The organism is Methylotenera versatilis 301 (assembly GCF_000093025.1).
Lineage (GTDB): Bacteria > Pseudomonadota > Gammaproteobacteria > Burkholderiales > Methylophilaceae > Methylotenera > Methylotenera versatilis.
Genome location: NC_014207.1, coordinates 1,961,890 through 1,982,105, shown reverse-complemented (window position 1 = coordinate 1,982,105; position 20,216 = coordinate 1,961,890). Strand labels below are relative to the sequence as shown.

At 41.3% G+C, this 20,216-nt stretch carries 17 protein-coding genes and 2 tRNA genes; 16 read left to right on the top strand and 3 right to left on the bottom strand.

Going from position 1 to position 20,216, the window contains the following annotated elements; genetic code table 11:
• Nucleotides 1–34 precede the first annotated feature (34 nt).
• The 14 genes from M301_RS08935 (at nt 35) to M301_RS08870 (ending at nt 11,582) form a co-directional block, all read left to right on the top strand.
• Nucleotides 35–610, top strand: coding sequence for an NUDIX domain-containing protein (locus tag M301_RS08935; RefSeq protein WP_013148445.1), 576 nt, complete (start codon nt 35–37; stop codon nt 608–610).
• Between the two features lie 7 nt (nt 611–617).
• Complete coding sequence (locus M301_RS08930; protein WP_013148444.1) at nt 618–1,475, top strand: NAD-dependent epimerase/dehydratase family protein; 858 nt, start codon at nt 618–620, stop codon at nt 1,473–1,475.
• Entirely contained in the window at nt 1,472–2,818 is a 1,347-nt protein-coding gene (locus M301_RS08925) for a lytic murein transglycosylase (RefSeq protein WP_013148443.1), read from the top strand. Before M301_RS08930 ends, M301_RS08925 begins: the two co-directional genes overlap by 4 nt.
• 125 nt (nt 2,819–2,943) lie before the next feature.
• Nucleotides 2,944–3,020 (top strand) — tRNA-Val (locus tag M301_RS08920).
• An 85-nt stretch (nt 3,021–3,105) separates the two neighbouring features.
• Nucleotides 3,106–5,013: a threonine--tRNA ligase gene (gene thrS, locus M301_RS08915; RefSeq protein WP_013148442.1), complete on the top strand. Its 1,908-nt coding sequence runs from the start codon at nt 3,106–3,108 to the stop codon at nt 5,011–5,013.
• 78 nt (nt 5,014–5,091) lie between these two features.
• Nucleotides 5,092–5,616, top strand: coding sequence for a translation initiation factor IF-3 (gene infC / locus M301_RS08910; RefSeq protein ID WP_081439416.1), 525 nt, complete (start codon nt 5,092–5,094; stop codon nt 5,614–5,616).
• A gap of 88 nt (nt 5,617–5,704) precedes the next feature.
• Complete coding sequence (rpmI, locus tag M301_RS08905; RefSeq protein WP_013148440.1) at nt 5,705–5,902, top strand: 50S ribosomal protein L35; 198 nt, start codon at nt 5,705–5,707, stop codon at nt 5,900–5,902.
• Between the two features lie 10 nt (nt 5,903–5,912).
• Nucleotides 5,913–6,272: a 50S ribosomal protein L20 gene (gene rplT / locus M301_RS08900; protein ID WP_013148439.1), complete on the top strand. Its 360-nt coding sequence runs from the start codon at nt 5,913–5,915 to the stop codon at nt 6,270–6,272.
• Nucleotides 6,273–6,410: 138 nt separating this feature from the next.
• Complete coding sequence (gene pheS / locus M301_RS08895) at nt 6,411–7,409, top strand: phenylalanine--tRNA ligase subunit alpha (RefSeq protein ID WP_013148438.1); 999 nt, start codon at nt 6,411–6,413, stop codon at nt 7,407–7,409.
• A 30-nt stretch (nt 7,410–7,439) separates the two neighbouring features.
• A complete protein-coding gene (gene pheT / locus M301_RS08890; protein WP_013148437.1) occupies nt 7,440–9,794 on the top strand; it encodes a phenylalanine--tRNA ligase subunit beta in 2,355 nt (784 codons plus the stop codon).
• Nucleotides 9,795–9,927: 133 nt separating this feature from the next.
• Nucleotides 9,928–10,221, top strand: a complete 294-nt coding sequence (locus M301_RS08885) for an integration host factor subunit alpha (RefSeq protein WP_013148436.1) — start codon at nt 9,928–9,930, stop codon at nt 10,219–10,221.
• 26 nt (nt 10,222–10,247) lie between these two features.
• A complete protein-coding gene (locus tag M301_RS08880) occupies nt 10,248–10,670 on the top strand; it encodes a MerR family transcriptional regulator (RefSeq protein WP_013148435.1) in 423 nt (140 codons plus the stop codon).
• 93 nt (nt 10,671–10,763) lie between these two features.
• Nucleotides 10,764–10,840, top strand: a tRNA-Pro gene (locus tag M301_RS08875).
• 442 nt (nt 10,841–11,282) lie between these two features.
• Nucleotides 11,283–11,582, top strand: coding sequence for a hypothetical protein (locus tag M301_RS08870; RefSeq protein WP_238524627.1), 300 nt, complete (start codon nt 11,283–11,285; stop codon nt 11,580–11,582).
• 265 nt (nt 11,583–11,847) lie between these two features.
• On the opposite strand, the gene M301_RS08865 is transcribed toward M301_RS08870, so the two are convergent.
• From M301_RS08865 to M301_RS08855, 3 genes are all read right to left on the bottom strand, one after another.
• On the bottom strand, nt 11,848–13,182 hold the full coding sequence (locus M301_RS08865; protein ID WP_013148432.1) for a hypothetical protein: 1,335 nt from the start codon (nt 13,180–13,182) through the stop codon (nt 11,848–11,850).
• A 142-nt stretch (nt 13,183–13,324) separates the two neighbouring features.
• Nucleotides 13,325–14,158: a diguanylate cyclase domain-containing protein gene (locus M301_RS08860; RefSeq protein WP_013148431.1), complete on the bottom strand. Its 834-nt coding sequence runs from the start codon at nt 14,156–14,158 to the stop codon at nt 13,325–13,327.
• Between the two features lie 109 nt (nt 14,159–14,267).
• On the bottom strand, nt 14,268–15,428 hold the full coding sequence (locus M301_RS08855) for an AI-2E family transporter (protein ID WP_013148430.1): 1,161 nt from the start codon (nt 15,426–15,428) through the stop codon (nt 14,268–14,270).
• 405 nt (nt 15,429–15,833) lie between these two features.
• On the opposite strand from M301_RS08855, the gene pgaA reads away from it, so the two are divergent.
• Nucleotides 15,834–18,242, top strand: coding sequence for a poly-beta-1,6 N-acetyl-D-glucosamine export porin PgaA (gene pgaA / locus M301_RS08850; protein ID WP_238524626.1), 2,409 nt, complete (start codon nt 15,834–15,836; stop codon nt 18,240–18,242).
• Between the two features lie 41 nt (nt 18,243–18,283).
• Nucleotides 18,284–20,203 carry a poly-beta-1,6-N-acetyl-D-glucosamine N-deacetylase PgaB gene (gene pgaB / locus M301_RS08845; protein WP_238524625.1) on the top strand — a complete coding sequence of 640 codons (1,920 nt, stop codon included), beginning with the start codon at nt 18,284–18,286 and terminating at the stop codon, nt 20,201–20,203.
• Nucleotides 20,204–20,216 lie beyond the last annotated feature (13 nt).

Below are 20,216 nucleotides of genomic sequence, written 5' to 3'. Positions count from 1 at the left end.
GCAGTTTAATAATAATTCACAACAGAGTATTTTCATGCAGATGCCAAACCATGATTTAACAGAACATTGCATCAATTCACAAACCATTGCGGCTGGAGGTATGCTCACGGTTAAACGCGACCAAGTTCGCTTGCCGAATGGTCATACCAGTCAGCGTGAGTATGTGACACATCCAGGCGCAGTGTTAGTTGTGCCGATTTTGCCAAATGGCAATATTGTGCTTGAAAAACAGTTTCGTTATCCCTTACATCAGGTATTTATCGAACTACCAGCCGGAAAAATCGACGCAGGTGAAGATACATTAGTCACTGGCAAGCGCGAGCTTGAAGAGGAGACTGGCTACACAGCAAGTCATTGGGTGAGTTTGGGGTATCAGCATCCATGTATAGGCTATTCTAATGAGGTGATACATACTTACTTAGCGTATGGCCTAACCGCAGGCGCGCATTTTCGCGATGATGATGAATCTTTAATTGTTTATGAAGATAGTCTAGCCAACTGTTTAGAGATGATAAAAAGCGGTGAAATTACCGATGGAAAAACTATTATCGCTTTATTTCTGACAGAGAAATATTTGGCGCTTTACCCTGATTTGCTTCAATCTAAGTAAATATATTATGGCAAAAGTTCTTATCGTTGGTTGTGGTGATTTAGGAGGCTCCGTTGCTACACAATTATCAGCGATGAACATTCAAGTCACAGGTGTAAGGCGCAGTGACGCAGTCATTAGTGGTGTGGAAATCATTCAAGCTGATATTACAGAAGTACCGAGTTTAGAAGTGCTTAAGTCAATTCAGCCAGATATACTCATCTACTGTGTAGCGGCGAACGGCCAAACAGATGAGCAGTACAAAGCAAATTACGTTGATGGACTTCGTAATGTACTAGCAACACAGTCAGAAAGTTCAAATTTGAAACATGTAATTTTTGTTTCTAGCACGCGCGTATATGGGCAAAAAACCGACGCGCTTTTAGATGAATCAATGCCCGCTGTAGCTGCAGACTTTGGTGGTGAGCGATTGCTCGAAGCTGAAGCGCTCTTAAACAATCTCTCATGTAATACCACGGTGCTAAGGCTCTCTGGCATTTATGGCGCGGGTCGTTTACGTATGATTAACTTAGCAAAATCATCACAAAACTGGCCTTCACAAAATAGTTGGACTAACCGAATTCATAAAGATGATGCAGCAGCATTTATCGTGTTTTTGGTACTAAAAGTATTGGCAAGTAAGCCTATTGGAACTTGTTACATCGTCACTGATTCTAAACCAAGTAGTCAGTACGACGTATTGAGTTGGATTGCGAATCAAATGCAGATAAATAGTGACGTTGAAATACCTGCAGTAGAAGGAGGTAAGCGTTTAAGTAACCAGTTCATGTTAAGCACTGGTTTTCAATTGCAATATCCTGATTTCATGTCTGGTTATCGAGCTTTACTGGCTGCTACGGAAGCCACCGCTTCTGATTTGTTATGAGATTTCTAAGCATTTTAAGTGTATTTTTCTGCGGCTTATTTGCAAGCCCAGCATTTGCGCATGAAGACTTTAATGTTTGGCTCAGTGAGTTAAGACAAGAGGCCGTAAGCGTAGGTATTACCGAAAAAACTGTCAGCGCTATCGTTAATCATGTGGAAATATTACCTAATGTTATTGAATTAGATCGCGCTCAGCCTGAGTTCGTTAGCCCGTTTCTTGACTATTATCAACGACGAGTAGATACACTCAAAATCACTGAAGGCCGTAAGCTCCTTGTTCAACATGCCGAATTGCTGGATAAAATCGAGCTGCAATACGGCGTTCCTAAAGCCTTGTTGGTAGCGTTTTGGGGGATGGAAACTAATTATGGTCGCAATCAGGGCAATATTGATACCTTATCCGCCTTGGCAACCTTAGCCTATGATGGACGACGCGCCAGCTTTTTCCGCAATCAGCTCATAGATGCAATGCGTATGGTAGATGCAGGGAATGCCAATGTTGATCAATTTGTCGGATCGTGGGCTGGTGCATTCGGCAATATGCAGTTTATGCCAACTACTTTTATTACTTATGCAGTTGATGGTGACGGTGACAAGAAAATAGATGTAGTTAATTCTCAAGCCGATGCATTTGCATCTGCCGCCAATTATTTATCCCAAGTTGGCTGGCAAAAAGGTCAACCCGCAATGGTGGAAGTGCAATTACCCGCAGATTTTGAATGGCAAACTGCTCAGTACGCTCTTCGAAAACCTGTAAGTGAATGGCGTAAGCTGGGCGTAAACACCATGCAGGCAAGTAATCTAACCGCCGCCGGTGGATTGACGCAGGTACATAGTGCAAATAAAAAGATAAAAACCAAAAAGCACAAACCAAACATACATCAGATTAATTTTAAAATAAAAAACTCTACGACTGCATTTGCTAGTACTCAGATTTTAGATGCTACTAAATCTGCGCTTCCTAACGTGTCAGGACAAGCGGCTATTATCTTGCCGCAAGGTTGGCGCGGTCCAGCTTTCATGGTGTTTGATAACTTCGATGCAGTCATGGATTGGAATCGCTCAATCAATTATGCACTCTCTGTTGTGCAATTAGCAAAACGTCTTAATGGAGAACCGCATATATTGGGAGGTCAATTTGCAGAGCTTGGCGCCTTATCATTTCTGCAAATGAAGGCCTTGCAAATTGAGCTAAATAACCATGGCTATGATGCTGGTGAGCCAGATGGCTTTCCAGGCGTGCGTACGCAAGATGCGGTAAGAGCTTTTCAGCTAGCGCAACGTTTACCAGCAGATGGCTATGCTAGCCCGAATGTTTTTAACTATTTAAAAACTGCGCAATAACAAACGCAATCGCGAATATATGCATATAACTCACGTTTGTTATTTGCGCCAAACACGACAATCAGCTAAAATCGCGCTCTGCCTGAAATTACACAGAATGTATTCAAGCAATTGATTAAAATAATAGGCGGTTAGCTCAGTTGGTTAGAGCGCTTGGTCGACATCCAAGAGGTCAGCAGTTCGAGTCTGCTACTGCCTACCAAATTTTAAAGTACTGATTTTCACGTACTGGAAATTAAAGCTAAAGCCGTTAAATTAACGGCTTTAATTATTTAATAGGAAATAATATGCCTGTAATTCGCTTGCCAGATGGCTCAGAACGTAGTTTCGATGCACCTGTTACTGTAGCGGATGTCGCTATGAATATTGGCGCTGGCCTAGCTAAAGCTGCGCTGGCAGGTAAAGTGAACGGCGTATTAGTCGATACCTCCCATTTGATTAGCCAAGATGCAGAACTTGCTATCATCACAGATAAAAATCCTGAAGGCGTAGATGTTATTCGCCATTCAACTGCCCATTTGTTGGCTTATGCGGTTAAAGAGCTTTTCCCAGATGCGCAAGTGACCATCGGCCCGGTAATTGAGAATGGGTTTTTCTACGACTTTTCATACAAACGTGCTTTTACACCTGAAGATTTAATCGCCATTGAAAAGAAAATGGTTGAACTTGCTAAAAAAGATGAGCAAGTGACACGTAAAGTATTGCCACGTGATGAAGCTGTGGACTACTTCAAATCGATAGGCGAGCATTATAAAGCTGAGATTATTGCCAGCATTCCAGCAGGTGAAGATGTTTCACTATATACCGAAGGTAATTTTACCGATCTTTGCCGCGGTCCTCATGTGCCTAACACTGGTAAATTAAAAGCTTTTAAATTGATGAAGCTAGCGGGTGCTTATTGGCGCGGTGATAGTAATAATGAGATGCTTCAGCGCGTGTATGGTACGGCTTGGCGCAATAAAGAAGAGCTGGAAGCATATTTGTTTCAACTCGAAGAGGCTGAAAAGCGTGATCATCGTAAGCTAGGTAAGCAGCTAGATTACTTTCACATGCAAGACGATGCGCCAGGTATGGTGTTTTGGCATCCGCGTGGTTGGAGTATTTGGCAAGAAGTTGAGCAATACATGCGCAAAATGTTTCGCGATTACAACTATCAAGAAGTGCGCACGCCTACCATTATGGATAGGACTTTGTGGGAGAAATCCGGGCATTGGCAAAATTACCGAGAAGGTATGTTCGTGACTTCGTCAGAAAGTCGTGATTACGCAGTTAAGCCTATGAATTGTCCAGGGCATGTGCAGATTTTCAATAGTAGTTTGCATAGCTACCGCGACTTGCCCTTGCGTCTAGCAGAGTTTGGCTCATGTCATCGTAACGAGCCATCAGGCTCACTACATGGCTTAATGCGCGTTCGTGGTTTTACGCAAGATGATGCGCATATATTCTGTACTGAAGAGCAAGTTGAAGCAGAAGTTGCCGATTTTATTAAGATGCTATACAAAGCCTATGGTGACTTTGGCTTTAATGATGTGTTGGTAAAATTGTCTACACGTCCTGAAAAGCGCATCGGTACTGATGCTGATTGGGATAAAGCAGAAACTTCGCTTGCAAATGCACTTAAATTAAATAACCTTGATTTTGAATATCAGCCAGGAGAAGGCGCGTTTTATGGCCCTAAAATTGAGTTCACTCTTAAAGATTCTCTAGGACGCCTATGGCAATGCGGTACGATACAATTAGACCCTAACTTACCAGAACGCTTGGGTGCTGAATATGTGGCCGAAGATAATAGCCGTAAACATCCTGTGATGTTGCATCGCGCTATTGTTGGCTCAATGGAGCGCTTCATTGGTATTTTGATTGAAAACTATGCAGGCGCAATGCCACTTTGGTTGGCACCTGTACAGGTGATGGTACTGAATATTTCTGAAAATCAAGCAGATTACGTGCGCCAAGTAGTTGAAATGCTAAAGAAAAATGGCATTAGATGCGAATTTGACTTGAGAAATGAGAAGATAACCTATAAAATACGCGAACATAGTATGCAAAAAATGCCTTACCTGCTAGTTGCAGGGGAGCGTGAGATGCAAACAGGACATGTAGCCGTGCGTACCAGAAAAGGCGAAGACTTAGGTTCTATGCCGATTGAAGCGCTAATTGAGCGCTTAAAAGCAGAGATTGAAACTAAGGCTTAAGCTTGCTGAAAGCCACATATAAGTTGGTTTTTAGTTCATTTCTGAAAATGCGCGGCTTAACTATTTGGAGAATTTGATATAGCACAGGACAAAGAAACACGAATTAATGGCGACATTACTGGGTCGCAAGTTCGTTTGGTGGGCATAGAAGGTGAGCCTTTGGGCATAGTAACGTTAGCTGAGGCTTTTGCGAAAGCTGAAGAAGCTGATATTGACCTAGTGGAAATTGCGCCGAATGCGGTGCCACCAGTGTGCAGATTGATGGATTACGGCAAATTTAAGTATGCCGAAAGCAAGAAGCAGCACGAAGTTAAGCTCAAGCAAAAACAAGTGCAAGTAAAAGAAATTAAGTTCCGCCCTGGTACAGATGATGGCGATTACGCAATTAAAGTGCGTAATATTATTCGTTTCATTGAAGATGGTGATAAAGCGAAGATCACTTTACGCTTCAGAGGTCGTGAAATTACGCATCAAGAGTTTGGTTTGGCCTTACTTAGACGTGTAGAAGCAGATACAAAAGAAGTGGCACTTGTTGAGCAGTTTCCAAAAATGGAAGGTCGCCAAATGGTGATGGTGCTTGGCCCACATAAAAAAATTAAGTAGTTAAGTTGTAAAAATTGTAGTAAACCCTAGAGTGATACGGCTAAACGGCATGCCTAAGCACTCATAACTTAAGTTCAAGGAGAACAAAATGCCAAAAATGAAAACCAAGAGCGGTGCTAAAAAGCGCTTCAAATTCTTGGGTAATGGTAAAGTGAAACGCACTCACTCTCACTTACGCCATATCCTCACCAAAAAGACCACCAAGCAAAAGCGTAAACTACGCGGCACGGCGATCATCTCACCAACAGACGTCAAACGCGTTCGCGCAATGATGCCAACACGATAAGGAGACCGATATGCCTAGAGTAAAACGTGGTGTCATCGCTCGCGCAAGACACAAGAAAGTATTAAAAGCCGCTAAGGGTTATCGCGGTCGTCGTAAAAACGTTTACCGCGTTGCTAAGCAAGCGGTAATGAAAGCTGGTCAATATGCTTACCGTGACCGTCGTCAGAAAAAACGTCAGTTCCGCACATTGTGGATTGCACGTATCAATGCTGGTGCACGTGAGTTAGGCTTAACTTACAGCCGTTTCATGAATGGTTTGAAAATTGCATCAATTGAAGTGGATCGTAAAGTACTTGCTGACTTAGCAGTATTTGACAAAGCAGCATTTGCCAAATTTGTTGAAATGGCAAAAACAGCTTTAGCTGTTTAAGTTGTAAAGCTTGAAACTTCAAACTTAAATTATCAAGTTTGAGTAAAAAAGAGGCCTCGGCCTCTTTTTTTTACTGTAAAATCAATGCATTGTAAAGTATAGCTTTAACCAAAAGTTCATTTAAAGATCAAAAAATATATGGCCGATTTAACGCATTTAATTTCAGAAGCGCAAGCAGATTTCGCAAATAGTGCAACGATGAATGACTTGGAAGTAGCAAAAGCTAAATATCTAGGTAAAACAGGTTTGCTGACCGATGCATTAAAGGGTTTAGGCAAGCTTAGCAATGAGGAGCGCCCATCCGCTGGCGCTGCTATCAATGTGGTTAAGCAGGGCGTTGAAGCTGCTTTAACTGCCCGCCGTGAAGCGATCTTAGATGCAGAGCAAGCTAAACAGCTTGCTCAAGAATCTATAGATGTAACTTTGCCAGCACACACTCAGTCCCAAGGTGGCTTGCATCCAGTGACGCTTACTTTAAGGCGCGTTGAAGAGTTATTCCATTCAATTGGTTTTGAAGTGGCTACGGGTCCAGAAATTGAGACGGACTTTTATAATTTTACAGCGCTGAATATTCCTGAGGATCACCCAGCGCGCGCGATGCACGATACGTTTTATATCGATGAAGCGAATGTATTACGTACACATACTTCACCAGTACAAATTCGCTACATGGAAAATGCGTTAAAAACTAATAAAACGCCACCGCTTAAAATTATTGCCCCAGGCCGTGTGTACCGTGTGGATTCAGATGCAACGCATTCGCCTATGTTCCATCAGGTAGAAGGCTTATGGGTTGATGAGGATATTAGTTTTGCGAACTTAAAGGGCGTGGTGCAAGATTTCTTGCAAAAATTCTTTGAGCGTGATGATTTAACTGTGCGTTTCAGACCGTCATTCTTCCCATTCACAGAGCCTTCGGCAGAGATGGATATGAGCTGGAATGGTGGTTGGTTGGAGATTGGTGGGTGCGGCATGGTTCATCCTGAAGTGTTTAAGCATGTCAATCTCGACAGTGAAAAATACCGTGGCTTTGCTTTTGGTTTAGGTGTTGAACGCTTGACGATGCTGCGTTATGGCGTGAATGACTTACGCCACTTCTTTAATAATGATTTGCGCTTCCTAAGCCAATTTAAATAATAAAACTAAATTTAAGGTCTCAAAAGCATTATGCAGTTTTCAGAAAATTGGTTACGTAGCCTTGTAAACACTGATTTAGATAGTCAGGCGCTTAGTCACGCGCTCACTATGGCTGGGCTTGAGGTTGAAGAGATGCAGCCCGTCGCCGCTGTGTTTAGCAAAGTGGTTGTAGCTAAAATACTTTTAGTTGAAAAACATCCAGATGCAGACCGCTTACAAGTATGCAAAGTCGATGTCGGCTTAGCCGAGCCTCTGCAAATTGTCTGCGGTGCCTCAAATGCACGCGCTGGCTTGATTGCCCCTTGTGCCATGGTAGGCGCTGAGTTACCAGGTATCTCGATTAAAGAAGCTAAAGTACGTGGTGTAGAGTCTTTCGGTATGATGTGTTCATCTAAAGAGCTTGGCATTAGCGCTGAAGCGACAGGTTTGCTAGAGTTAGATAGCAATGCAGTTGTTGGTCAAAGCATCCGTGAGCACTTAGATTTAGACGACAATCTACTCACATTAAAGTTAACACCTAATCGTAGTGATTGCTTAAGCATCACTGGTATTGCACGTGATGTTGCAGCTATTACAGGCGCAGAAACACGTTTTGAAGCTATTATAGCTGTGCCTGCAGCGGTAAAATCAACTAAAAATGTGGTTGTGACTGAGCAGGCAGTTTGCCCACGCTATTGCGGTCGATTAATTAGCGGAGTTAATGCGAAAGCAAATACGCCTGATTGGATGATTAAGCGTATTGAACGGAGTGGTCTGCGCAGCATTAGTGCATTAGTGGATGTCACAAATTATGTGTTGCTTGAGTTAGGGCAACCCATGCATGCGTTTGATGCAGCTAAGCTAAACGGCGATATTACAGTTCGCTTTGCAAGTGCCAATGAATCACTCAGCTTACTTAATGATCAAACTGTAGAGTTGAAAACTGATGACTTGGTGATTGCGGATGCAAATGGTGCTGCAGCGCTAGCAGGTATTATGGGTGGTAAACCGACATCTGTAGATGACGCTACAACTGAAATTTTCTTGGAAAGTGCTTTTTTTACGCCTTCAGTCATTGCCGGTAAAGCGCGTAGATTGGGTTTAAGTACCGATTCATCTTACCGTTTTGAACGTGGCGTGGATTTTGGTAATACAAAAAATGCACTTGAATATGCTACTCAATTGATTCTACAAATTTGTGGTGGCCAAGCGGGTGAGGTAACAGAAGTTGTTGGCAGCTTGCCTGTACGCCAACCAGTTAAATTAAGAATGGCGCGCTTAGTATCAGTATTAGGCATTCCGCTTGAAGGGGCTAAAGTTGCACAGTTACTTACACAGCTAGGCTTTGTATTCACAGAAGTGAATAGTGTCTTCACTGTCGTGCCACCAAGCTATAGATTCGACATTAGCATTGAAGAGGATTTAATCGAAGAAATAGCACGTTTGCATGGTTACGACCATATTCCAGCAACTGCGCCAGTCGCCAATTTGCTTATGTTACCTGCGCCTGAAGCAAGACTACATCAAAACAAACTGCGCGATAGTTTGGTTGCGGTCGGTTATCAGGAAGTTGTTAATTACAGCTTTGTAGATGAGAGTTGGGAGCGGGATTTGCTTGGCAATGACACGCCCATCAAACTTCAGAACCCTATTGCAAGCAATTTGAGCGTGATGCGCACTAGTTTATGGGGCGGGCTGCTCGATACCTTAACTTATAACTTGAATCGTAAGCACGATCGTGCATTCTTGTTCGAAATCGGTGCCGTTTATTTTAAACAAGCCAATGGCTTTGTAGAGACTACACGTGTTTCAGGACTTGCATACGGTAGCACAAAGCCTGAACAATGGGCTACAGATAGCACTGAAGTAGACTTTTTTGAAGTTAAAGCGCATGTTGATAGGTTAGTTGGCGCTAAAGTGAGCTATGAAAAAGCCGAGCATATCGCTTTGCATCCTGGACAAACTGCACAGATTTTACTAGATGGCAAAGTGATTGGCTGGCTAGGTAAACTACATCCAAAATGGCAGCAACAATACAGCTTAATGAAAGCTACTTATTTATTCGAGTTAGATTTAGAAGCTATATCCAGTCATCAAATTCCAGCTTATCAAGAAGTTTCTAAACTGCTACCAATTCGTCGTGATTTGGCAGTCGTTTTGGATGAGAATATTGTAGTTGGTGAGGTGTTTAATGCGATTAAAAAAGCTGATATCCCATTGATAACTGAAGTAGCATTGTTTGATTTATACCAAGGTCAAGGCGTCGCTGAAAATAAAAAAAGCCTTGCATTATCAGTACTTATGCACGATACTCAAAAAACATTAACTGATAGTGATGCCGACACAACCATTACTAATCTGCTACAATTATTACAAAATCAATTTGCTGCAACACTTAGAAATTAGATCACAAAACTATGTGACTTGATTTTAACTGTGCAGCTATATTTTAATTAGTGGCGTTGTAAATTTAACTTATAAAATAATAATCTGTACATTAAAAATAAGCTCAAAAGCTAGAAATGAAATGGGAGTGGGTATGACATTAACAAAAGCTGAACTTGCTGATTTACTCTATGAGCAAGTTGGGTTAAATAAACGTGAAGCCAAAGATATGGTTGAAGCATTTTTTGAAGAGGTGCGTATTGCGTTAGAAGCTGGTGATAGTGTGAAGTTATCAGGGTTTGGTAATTTTGAATTACGTAAAAAATCTGAGCGCCCAGGTCGCAACCCTAAAACTGGCGAGGAAATACCAATTACAGCTCGTCGTGTAGTGACTTTTCATGCAAGCCAAAAGTTAAAAAGTAAAGTAGAAGCAAATTACCTTAACTAAGTGAATGATTAAACAAGTTTAACAGTATGAGTGAACACAATATAAAAGTGCAGTTACCGCCGATACCAGCAAAGCGCTACTTTACCATTGGTGAAGTTAGTGAGCTTTGTGGTGTGAAGCCCCATGTGCTCAGATATTGGGAGCAAGAATTTACTCAGCTTAAACCTGTTAAACGTCGCGGTAATCGACGTTATTATCAGCACCACGAAGTACTGCTTATTCGCCGTATTCGCGAATTGTTGTACGAACAAGGCTTTACCATCAGCGGAGCACGTAATCGTCTTGATGGTCCAGATGAGTCTGAGATTAAAGCCGATACAGTGCAGTCACCTACACAATCAGATTTGAGTTCTTCATTATCTGTTAATAATAAAGAGTTTGATTTCACTTCAGTTAAAGCTGAACTGTTAGAAATTCTAAATTTACTTCGTCCAGCAGTATCAGCTTAAGTACACACAGATTTATTTCTAAACGTCTTTTATTGCCACCAACCTTTTACGATATAATGGCTGTCTTGTTGTAAGCTAGTTACAACATAGGTTCGGGGCATAGCGCAGCCTGGTAGCGTACATGCCTGGGGGGCATGGGGTCGCAAGTTCGAATCTTGCTGTCCCGACCAATATTTTACATTTAATCAATGAGCTACATAATATAAAAGCCAGCTATTTTGCTGGCTTTTGTGCATTTAAGGGTTTTGTCGTGTTTAGGGTAACGATTAGAGGAGCGGAAGGCTGAAGCTTATAAAGTATTTTCCTATGAGTTGTTTAGCACGTTGCCGCTGTCGCTGCTGTACTAGGGTGACGTATATACCTATGCTAGCACTTGTGATTACTACGCGGATTTGGTAGCTTAGTCTAAGTTTTAGGGCATCAAGAGCTGGACATAATCCCAAACAAGCGCAAGTTGAGGTGGTAGCGCAATATTTGATGCATTTAAAACCCGGTTTTAATTTAATAAATGTGTAATGTAGTGTTAAAGTTTTAGTATCCAACCCAATGGTCGAGCCCATGTACGAGCAAAAAAAACATTCACCTATCTCCACAAAGCTTTTCTTCAAACGAATGCTTCTTCACGCAGCTGTTGCACTCGCCCTATTATGCCTGTCTTTAATTATTGGAATGGCTGGCTATGAGCACTACGAGCAACTATCATGGCGTAGCGCTTTCCTAAATACGGCAATGCTCTTGGGCGGTATGGGACCTGTAGACGCACCAGTATCGAACGCTGGAAAATTATTTGCTGGTATATATGCGCTTTATGCAGGCTTGGTATTCATTATTGTGGCAGGACTCATCTTAGCGCCAATAGTGCACCGCATCATGCATAAGTTTCACTGGGGTCAAGATAAGGAGTCTCAATAGCCTTCCTCGCCTTTGATGACTAATTGCTATAGCTATGAGTGAGTCCTAGCGAACCACGCTGACTATATTAGGTTCATCGTGAATCGTCCAAACCAGCTATTTTGTCAGCTGCTGTAAACTGCTTAGTTTGTGAGAGCGCAAGACCTAACTTAACGACCTTATCAAATGTGCTGTCTTTACGTTCAATCATCATAGACTCCCGAGTTAAGTAATGATTGTCTGATTAGACTTGAAGTCTAGATGATATCGCTTTCAGTAGTTGATCTCATTTTCTACCGAACATATTGTCGACCCAGCCGCCAACTTTTGCACCTACTGAAGTGCCAACCCCCGGCCCCATTATGGCAGTTCCTAATGCAGCGCCAGCTATTGTTGCACCTGTTGGGTATAGTAAAGGCGATTCAACCGTACCAGTTACATTTAGTGGCACCTCTGTGCTAATCCCAACTGCTTTTACCTGAGCATTGATGCGCCCTGACAGTTCTTTTTTAGCTGAAATGTTAACATTGCCATCGACAGCTAGTGTGCCAGAAGCGATTTTTAGTTGTGTAAAGTGGTAGCTATTATGTGCCATGACAAGCTGTCCGGATAATTTGTCGAAACGAGTTTCTCCACCTGTTGAGCCACTCTTGATGATACTTGTTGCAGCCTTTTGAATATCTACGCCGTAGAGTACACCGCTTTGAACTTTAAAGGGGGTTACAAGGTGTAAGCTGTTAATGAGTTGATCTGCAGTATTCGCTGATGCTGAGAAAATCGGTTTTGCCTCAAGTTTTCCACTAAAGTGAGTTTTGGAGGATAGCATTGAAGCAATTTTTTGCATCTCAACTTGGTTAATGTCCAGATTACCATTGAGTTTATATTCCTTGAACCAGCTTAATGAAATTGAGCCACTGGCTGAGCCATCATAAAGCTTCGCATTGATTTTGCTGAGTTTTACATCATTGCTTGTTGCAACGCCTTTAATATTTAATTCATCTAGTAATAATGGAGGTTCTATTGGTAATATCCATTGTTTGGCATACACATCAATTAAATAGCTAGATTGGTCTGGTTTGATGGAAATACTAAGTGCTTCATCTGATGTTTTAATCGAGGCTTCAACTAATTTGCCATCGTTATTTAAATCAATACGTGAGTCAAACGGGCCAAAGTTCACTTTGCCAAACTTAATCAGCGCATTAATAAAATGGATATTCTCAACTCTGACTGGTGAAGACTTCTGCGATGCAGGATCGGCATTAGTCTTACTTAATTCTAAAACTTTGCTAAAGGCCTGCTGACTGATAATCGGTGAGTTGATTTCTATGCTCTTAATGACTATTGGGGACTGCAGCAGTGAAAAAATATCTGGTATTAGAACGACTTTATTCAACTTAATATCTTCGTTGGTCCCAACCGATATGCCATCGACAGTAAGATGGGGTCTTGGTAAAGGTGAAAATCTGATATTTTTTATCGATACGGGTTCTTTAAGTTCAGTAGAAATTGCTTTTTCAATGTCTGGGATGTAATCATTGAACGCAATAAAATATGGCAGGATCAAAGCCATTCCAAGTAGCAAGCCGATTGCGATGAGAGTGCATTTAAGCCATGTCATAATGAATCTTGATTTCAGCCCTTAGAGATTTTAAAAGCGAGATTTGTGTCTTATCTGATTTATATTAACTCGAAGTCATATCCTTGCATTGATTTTTGCTATGACTCAAAAGTGGATAATCTTCGGTTCGCAAGAAATCAGCTCAAGCATAAGCGAATCCAGATTTCTTTTGCTTGGCTTGATACATGGCCTTATCTGCAGATTTGATAAGTGCTTCAGAGGAGTCTCCATCTTTAGGATAAATTGATATTCCAATACTTGGGCTAATCACGATATCGTGCCCCTCCAAACTGCAAGGTTGCTCAATTGAATTGATGATTTTTTTTGCAATCAAAGAAATATCGATTTCATTTTCTATTTGCATGAGTAAATAAAGAAATTCATCTCCACCATGGCGGCTAACAGTGTCATCTTCGCGCGTTATATCTAACAACCGTTTTGATATGGTTTGCAAAAGAACATCTCCCGCACTATGCCCATGAATATCATTGATTTCTTTGAATTTATTAAGATCCATAAACATGACGGCTAAAGTCCAGTTGTATCGTTTAGCCTGCGCCAGTGCGTGTTCAAGTCGATCATTAAACAGAACTCGATTTGGAAGGCCCGTTAAAGGGTCGTGGAATGCGTCATGGCGTGCGGACTCTTCCTGAGCCATGACCGAGACTAACTGATGTTCTAATCGCTCCCGCTCTATAATTTCGTCTGCAAGCGCTTCATTGACTATTGTGAGTTGCTCTGCGACGTCTTCAACCTTATCTTTAACAGCATCACTTTTTTCAAGTGCATTTTCTAGTTCTATGTTGGTTTCTTGATTTGCAAACTCTTGGTTTAGTACAAGATTAACCGAAGACAGCTCTTCTACGCACTCGGCTACCGTATCTTTTATTGTTTCGCTATGGTTTAAAACCTTAGACAATGAAACTGTCGTATTGGTTGGTGGTATGGACGACTCTGAGTTTCTCTGTTTTTTCATGTGCTGAGTAATGTCCAAGTTTCAGTTCAAAAAGTTGAATAGTTTTAATTCAGAAGATACTAGCTTTTAGTGAGTATGAAAAATAGATGAGAGCATAAGACTGAGCCGCTTACTCACCTAAAAGTTCTGCAACAGGCTGTAAATGCTCAATATGTACGCAGATTACTTTGATTATGACGATAAGAGGAATGCCTAATAACATTCCCCACACCCCCCATAGCCACGTAAAAAATAAAAGTGAGATGAATACAGCTGCAGAATTCATTTTGGCAATCCGACCAGTCATCCAGGTGGTTAAAAAAACACCCACTATTGTTGCTACTAGCATAGTCATTCCAGCAACCAAAACTGCCGTAGAGGTAGAGCCGAACTGCATATAAGCAGCTATTCCGGTTGCTCCAGCTGTTACAACAGGACCAAAATATGGAACTACATGAAGAAAACCAGCAAATACAGCCCATGCACCAGCATTTTCTAAGCCAATCATTCTAAATAACACCCACATTGATAGACCGACCATCACATTAGTGATCAGCAGCATAAACATATAACGTTGAATTGAGTTATTGATGTCCTCGAGGATATGTACCGTAATTTTTTTGCGTGACAATGATGGTCCAGTAAGATGAACTAACTTCCGTTTGAACGTATCTCCTGATAGCAACAAAAAATATGCAAGAAAAGCCATGGTAATTGCTTCTCCGACAACCCCAAATATGCCTAAAGAACCTCGCCATAGAAAGTCACCAATTTTAAATTTATGATCGTCAATCACGACATGCATAGAGGAGCTTTTCTTACTTGCAACCGCATTCGTTACTGAGTTGGTTGCTGTTTCAACCTGGCTTGCAGCTATCTGTACTTTTTGCATATCTGTCAGCGGCTCTCCACGCTTAGTTTCAAAAGCAGCGGTGAGCTTAGTTGTGACTTCGGGCAACTGGACGATGATAGATTGAACCTGCCCTCGTAACGTAAAGCCCGCAAATCCAATACTCAATATAAGCGTTAGTATGACGATGGAAGAACCAACAATGCGCGGTATTTTGATGTATTCCAGCCATTTTACTAGTGGATTTAGCGTGTAGGACAGAAGAATTCCAAACAGTAGCGTAATGACGAAATTTTGTGCCCAGTCCAAAGCAAAAATCACAGCAATAGTCGTCAGAATAACTAATGCCACGTTTTTTACTTGAATTGAATCGTTCTCAGGCAGTACTGCTAAATTTGCTGAGGATTCACTATCTGACGCTTGGTTAACTTTTTGATTCACACATGTTCCTTATTTTTGACACAGTAAATTGCCGTAACGTTACGGATGATTACTCCTCGTCATTATTTATATTGCAAAGCTATAAACGTTTGATTAAGTACGTATGTTCGATAGCGTACAAAGCCAGTTATACATTTAGTTTAGTATACGCATCGTGGTATGAGAAAGATATTTTTATACCTACCGTTAGCATTATTAATAAGTAGTTAATTTTTATTGAATATTGTGGATGCGCAATTTAACTTAGGCTGATGTCTTCTGGTTTTGGTCTCTAGGTTGAGTTTAGTTCTCCAGTATGAGTAATTTTACGCATCTGGAGTAACTAAAAAATTGTATTTATTTAAACGGAACCAAGTTTTTCAGTACATAAATAAGTCATTTTTTGAGTCATTGTTTTTGGCGTTTGTGCTATTCAATTACTCTACGCCATTATTTGCAGTTGAAAACAATAGCCTCAGTACAAGTGTGAGTGAAAGTCGCCGCCTAGCACTGGTTGCTGCTAGAGAAGGTCGTTTTGATGAGTCATTCATTACCTTTGAAAAATTAATAAAAGATTTCCCAGATGACGTTGGCATAAAAGCTGATTATATTGTTGTGCTGACTTGGGCAAAGAAAAATCTAGAAGCACTGAATTTAGCTAAGTCGATTGATCTCAACACGGCCCCAACCTATTGCGTAAATGCACTGGCAAGAGCCGCACGCGATACGGGAAAGTATGTACAAGCGTTGCAGTTATATGAGTTAGTGATACAGCGTGAACCAAATAATCTTGACCCAGTTTTAGGCAAAGTGCTGACACATATTGATGCAGGTGAGTTTGATGTCGCAAGTTCAAATTTATCAGCATTGCGTCAAAATTATCCTAACAATATTGAAGTTTATCGAGCCTTATCTTATTTAGGTCAGCAGGCTCAGCAGCCTGTGATAGTCATCGATGCCAACACTCATATTCTTGAGTTAAATAATAAAGATAAAGATGCGGCGAGAGCGCTAATTATTGCGGCACGAGAAGCGGGCGCAACGACACAAGCAATGATGTTGGTAGAGAAGTATCCAGATGCGGTCGATAAAAATGAAGTTGATAAAATTAATAATGATGCAGCGGCGCTGTATATTGCTTGGGGTCTATATAGCGTAAAAGATCCTGCTAATCGTTTTGCTGATACAGACAAAGCCCTAGCAAAGCTTGATGGGGCTTGCCATTGTGATTGGAATACGCTTGATTTAGGCTTAGATAAGAACCAAAACTTAGTATTTGATCGCATCGTAGCGCTGCGTAATCGCTATCGTATGCAAGAAGCGATTAATCAATATGAACAGTTGGTTCGGGCTCAAGTGAATACACCAGCTTATGTTTTAAGCGCTGCTGGTGATGCCTATCTGTATAAACGCATGCCAGAAGAAGCACTTAAAGCTTACGATGCATCGATTGCTAAAGACTCGAGCAATATTGAAACAAAGTTTTCGAAGTTCTATACGTTGGTTGAGCTTGAACGGTTTGATGACGCAAATAGTCTGATCGACAGCTTGTCAAAAGACGTTCCGCGCTACAGAGCTAGAACAAAGAATCCTGTCATCAGACCAAATGAAACCAAGTTAGAGATCGATAGTAAAGCAGCCTATCTACTTGCTTATGGTGATGATTTGGCTGGGGCAGAAGCAAAGTTCCAAGCACTCAGTAACACAGGGCCTATGAATCATGATGTCGAGGCAAGTCTAGCTGAAGTTTGGCGTTGGCGTGGATGGCCAGAAAAGTCGGCGCTGCAAATGTCAAAAGCTACTCACGATTACCCTAGCGAGATACTGCCAAAAACTATTCTTGCTAACTCACATCTGGATTTACGCGACTGGCGAGTTGCCGAGGCGGAAATACAGTCCTTAGTCAATGATTACCCTGAAAATGCATCTGTCCAAGAACTTAACAGACGTTTGGAATTACATAACCGTCGGCAACTCACTATGGATGCCTTTACTAGCCAGTCGTCAGGTTCGGCTTTAGGTAGCCGTAGTAAAGGTCTAAGTGCTGTTTTATATTCAAGCCCAATTGACTACAACTATCGTGCATTTTTGGGCACTCAGTATGAGTATGCAAACTATCCTGAAGGTGTAGGGCATGCATTTTTTCCAGGCTTCGGTTTGGAATACACCAATAGAGATTGGCGTTTAACTGGCGCAGTTAGCCAAGCAATTCCAACAAATAATGGCATCACTTCCACTTTAACTGCCGAATACCGTGTGAATGATTACTGGTCATTGGCCTCGCTGTTAGATATAAATTCTAGCCAAATGCCGCTGCGTGGATTAAGAACTGGTACGAGTGGAGACTTAGTTAACGTCAGTAGCACTTATCGGTGGAGCGACTTAACCAGTGCTTCTATATTAGCTGGTTACATGAATATGGATGATGGCAATCAACGCGAAATGATCAATATGGGTTTTGATAGACGACTGATCACAAAACCTCACTATAAGTTAACCGCTCACATACTCGTAGATACTTCACACAACAAAGAAGTGGACGTTGGATATTTTAATCCAGCTAGTGATGTTGATACTAAGATCATTTTAGACAATGAATTGACGTTGTGGCGCCGCTATGAGCGTTCATTTGGTCATCGCTTGCAGGTTGGTGCAGGGCAGTACTGGCAAAAAAACTTTGGTACAGGGTCAACTTGGTCTGTGAGTTATGAACAACAGTTCAAGTGGGATGATGCTTTTGAGATTGACTATGGCGTTGAGCGAAGTCGTCATCCATATGACGGTGTGAGCGAAACTGCGACCCAATTTTTTGCTAGATTAAACTTACTGTTCTAATGATGAAAAAATATATATTCATACTGCTTATGCTTCTAAATGTGTCAGCCTACGCAGCTGGCATTAATCCAGCTGGGCAGGCGTTCGAAGTGCTTAGTTACCATGACGTGAAAGATAGTGTAGATGGTGACTTGGAGCAAGAAGACACCACAATCTCAACTAAAAATATGTCACGTCATTTTGCTTGGTTACAAGCGCATGGCTACCATCCAATTAGCATTGATGATCTGCTGGATGCTAAGTCAGGTAAAAAAGCTTTGCCACAAAAGGCCATATTATTAACGTTTGATGATGGTTATGAAAGCTTTTATTCTCGCGTATATCCTTTATTAAAGTTATATAAATTCCCTGCAGTTGCTGCTTTAGTTGGCAGTTGGTTGCAAGTTGAAAATGGAAAGACGGTGCTGTATGGAGATGAACAAGTCCCTCGTGAACATTTCCTGACTACGCAACAAATCAAAGAAATGGCTGATTCAGGCTTGGTGGAGTTCGCATCACATTCCTATGATTTACATCATGGAGTGATGGCTAATCCACAAGGCAATAAAATGCCTGCGGCTGTGACTTTGCAATATAACGCGGAGACAAACCGTTATGAAACTCAAGACGATTACCTGAATCGCATCAAGCAAGATTTTATTAAAAACAATCAATATATCCAAAAAATTAGCGGAAAGTCACCGCGCGTAATGGTGTGGCCATATGGTGCTTATAATGAGGCTGCTACTAAGTTAGCTGGTGAAACGGGCATGCCAATTACACTCACTCTGAATGATGAAGTGCAAGATAGCACTAATAATACGGTGCAAACGGGTCGTTTTTTAATAGGCGCTAATCCAACAGAAATACGACTATCTGAAATTGATAAGCACGAGTTGCCGGTTGATAAGCAGCGGGTAATGCATATTGATCTGGATTACGTCTATGACAAAAACACGGAGCAAATGAATCGAAATATCGACACTTTAATCGATAGAGTAAATTCATTAGCACCAACGACGGTTTATCTTCAAGCATTTTCAGACTTAAATGGAGATGGTGTTGCGGAGGCACTTTATTTTCCAAATCGGCATGTTGAAATGCGCGCCGATATATTTAGCCGTGTGTCTTGGCAACTAATGACTAGAGCTAATGTGAAAGTTTATGCTTGGATGCCAGTGCTGGCATTTGAATTAAAAGATAAGAAACTGCAAAGTTCCTTGCAAGTGGTTTCAGCTAAACCTTTAGCTGATAAAAAATCATATAAACGTCTATCGCCATATTCTGTTCAAGCGAGGCAAATTATTAAAGATATCTACAGTGATTTGGGCGCTTACACTAAGTTCTCAGGGATTCTGTTTCATGATGATGCAACATTATCTGAGGACGAAGACGATAGTGAGTATGCGCGTGCGGTTTACCAAAAGGATTTCAAACTGGCTGGAAGTGTTGCAGAGATCAATAAAAATCCAGTTGAGTCTAACAAGTTAATAGCTTTAAAGAGTAAGCAGTTAACTGACTTTACTATGGAGTTGGCCAAGATACTTAGTCAGTATCAACCAGAAATTAAAACCGCACGAAACATATATGCATCGGCAGTATTAAATCCAGATAGTGAGCGCTGGTTAAGCCAAAACTATGAGAGTTTTCTAGCCACATATGATTACACGGCTGTGATGGCGATGCCTTATATGGAGGATGCTAAGAACGCTAATGCATGGTTGAAAGCCTTAGTCGTTAAAGTAAGCGAAAGCCGAATTGGTCTGCAAAAAACCGTGTTTGAGCTCCAGGCTAAAGATTGGAATACAAACCGAAATCTAGCTTCAGATACTCTAAAACAGCAATTTCAAGTATTAAGCAATGCAGGTGCCAGACATGTTGGATACTACCCAGATGATTTTTTAAATAACCATCCAGATATGGACATTATTCGTCCGTACATCTCATCTCGAGACTTTCCCTATTTGCCCAAGGATAAGTAATCAGAAAAATATG

Coding starts and splice junctions, on each gene's coding strand:
- M301_RS08935 (WP_013148445.1), top strand. CDS start 35: ATGCAGATGCCAAACCATGATTTAACAGAACATTGCATCAATTCACAA.
- M301_RS08930 (WP_013148444.1), top strand. CDS start 618: ATGGCAAAAGTTCTTATCGTTGGTTGTGGTGATTTAGGAGGCTCCGTT.
- M301_RS08925 (WP_013148443.1), top strand. CDS start 1,472: ATGAGATTTCTAAGCATTTTAAGTGTATTTTTCTGCGGCTTATTTGCA.
- thrS (WP_013148442.1), top strand. CDS start 3,106: ATGCCTGTAATTCGCTTGCCAGATGGCTCAGAACGTAGTTTCGATGCA.
- rpmI (WP_013148440.1), top strand. CDS start 5,705: ATGCCAAAAATGAAAACCAAGAGCGGTGCTAAAAAGCGCTTCAAATTC.
- rplT (WP_013148439.1), top strand. CDS start 5,913: ATGCCTAGAGTAAAACGTGGTGTCATCGCTCGCGCAAGACACAAGAAA.
- pheS (WP_013148438.1), top strand. CDS start 6,411: ATGGCCGATTTAACGCATTTAATTTCAGAAGCGCAAGCAGATTTCGCA.
- pheT (WP_013148437.1), top strand. CDS start 7,440: ATGCAGTTTTCAGAAAATTGGTTACGTAGCCTTGTAAACACTGATTTA.
- M301_RS08885 (WP_013148436.1), top strand. CDS start 9,928: ATGACATTAACAAAAGCTGAACTTGCTGATTTACTCTATGAGCAAGTT.
- M301_RS08880 (WP_013148435.1), top strand. CDS start 10,248: ATGAGTGAACACAATATAAAAGTGCAGTTACCGCCGATACCAGCAAAG.
- M301_RS08870 (WP_238524627.1), top strand. CDS start 11,283: ATGCTTCTTCACGCAGCTGTTGCACTCGCCCTATTATGCCTGTCTTTA.
- M301_RS08865 (WP_013148432.1), bottom strand. CDS start 13,182: ATGACATGGCTTAAATGCACTCTCATCGCAATCGGCTTGCTACTTGGA.
- M301_RS08860 (WP_013148431.1), bottom strand. CDS start 14,158: ATGAAAAAACAGAGAAACTCAGAGTCGTCCATACCACCAACCAATACG.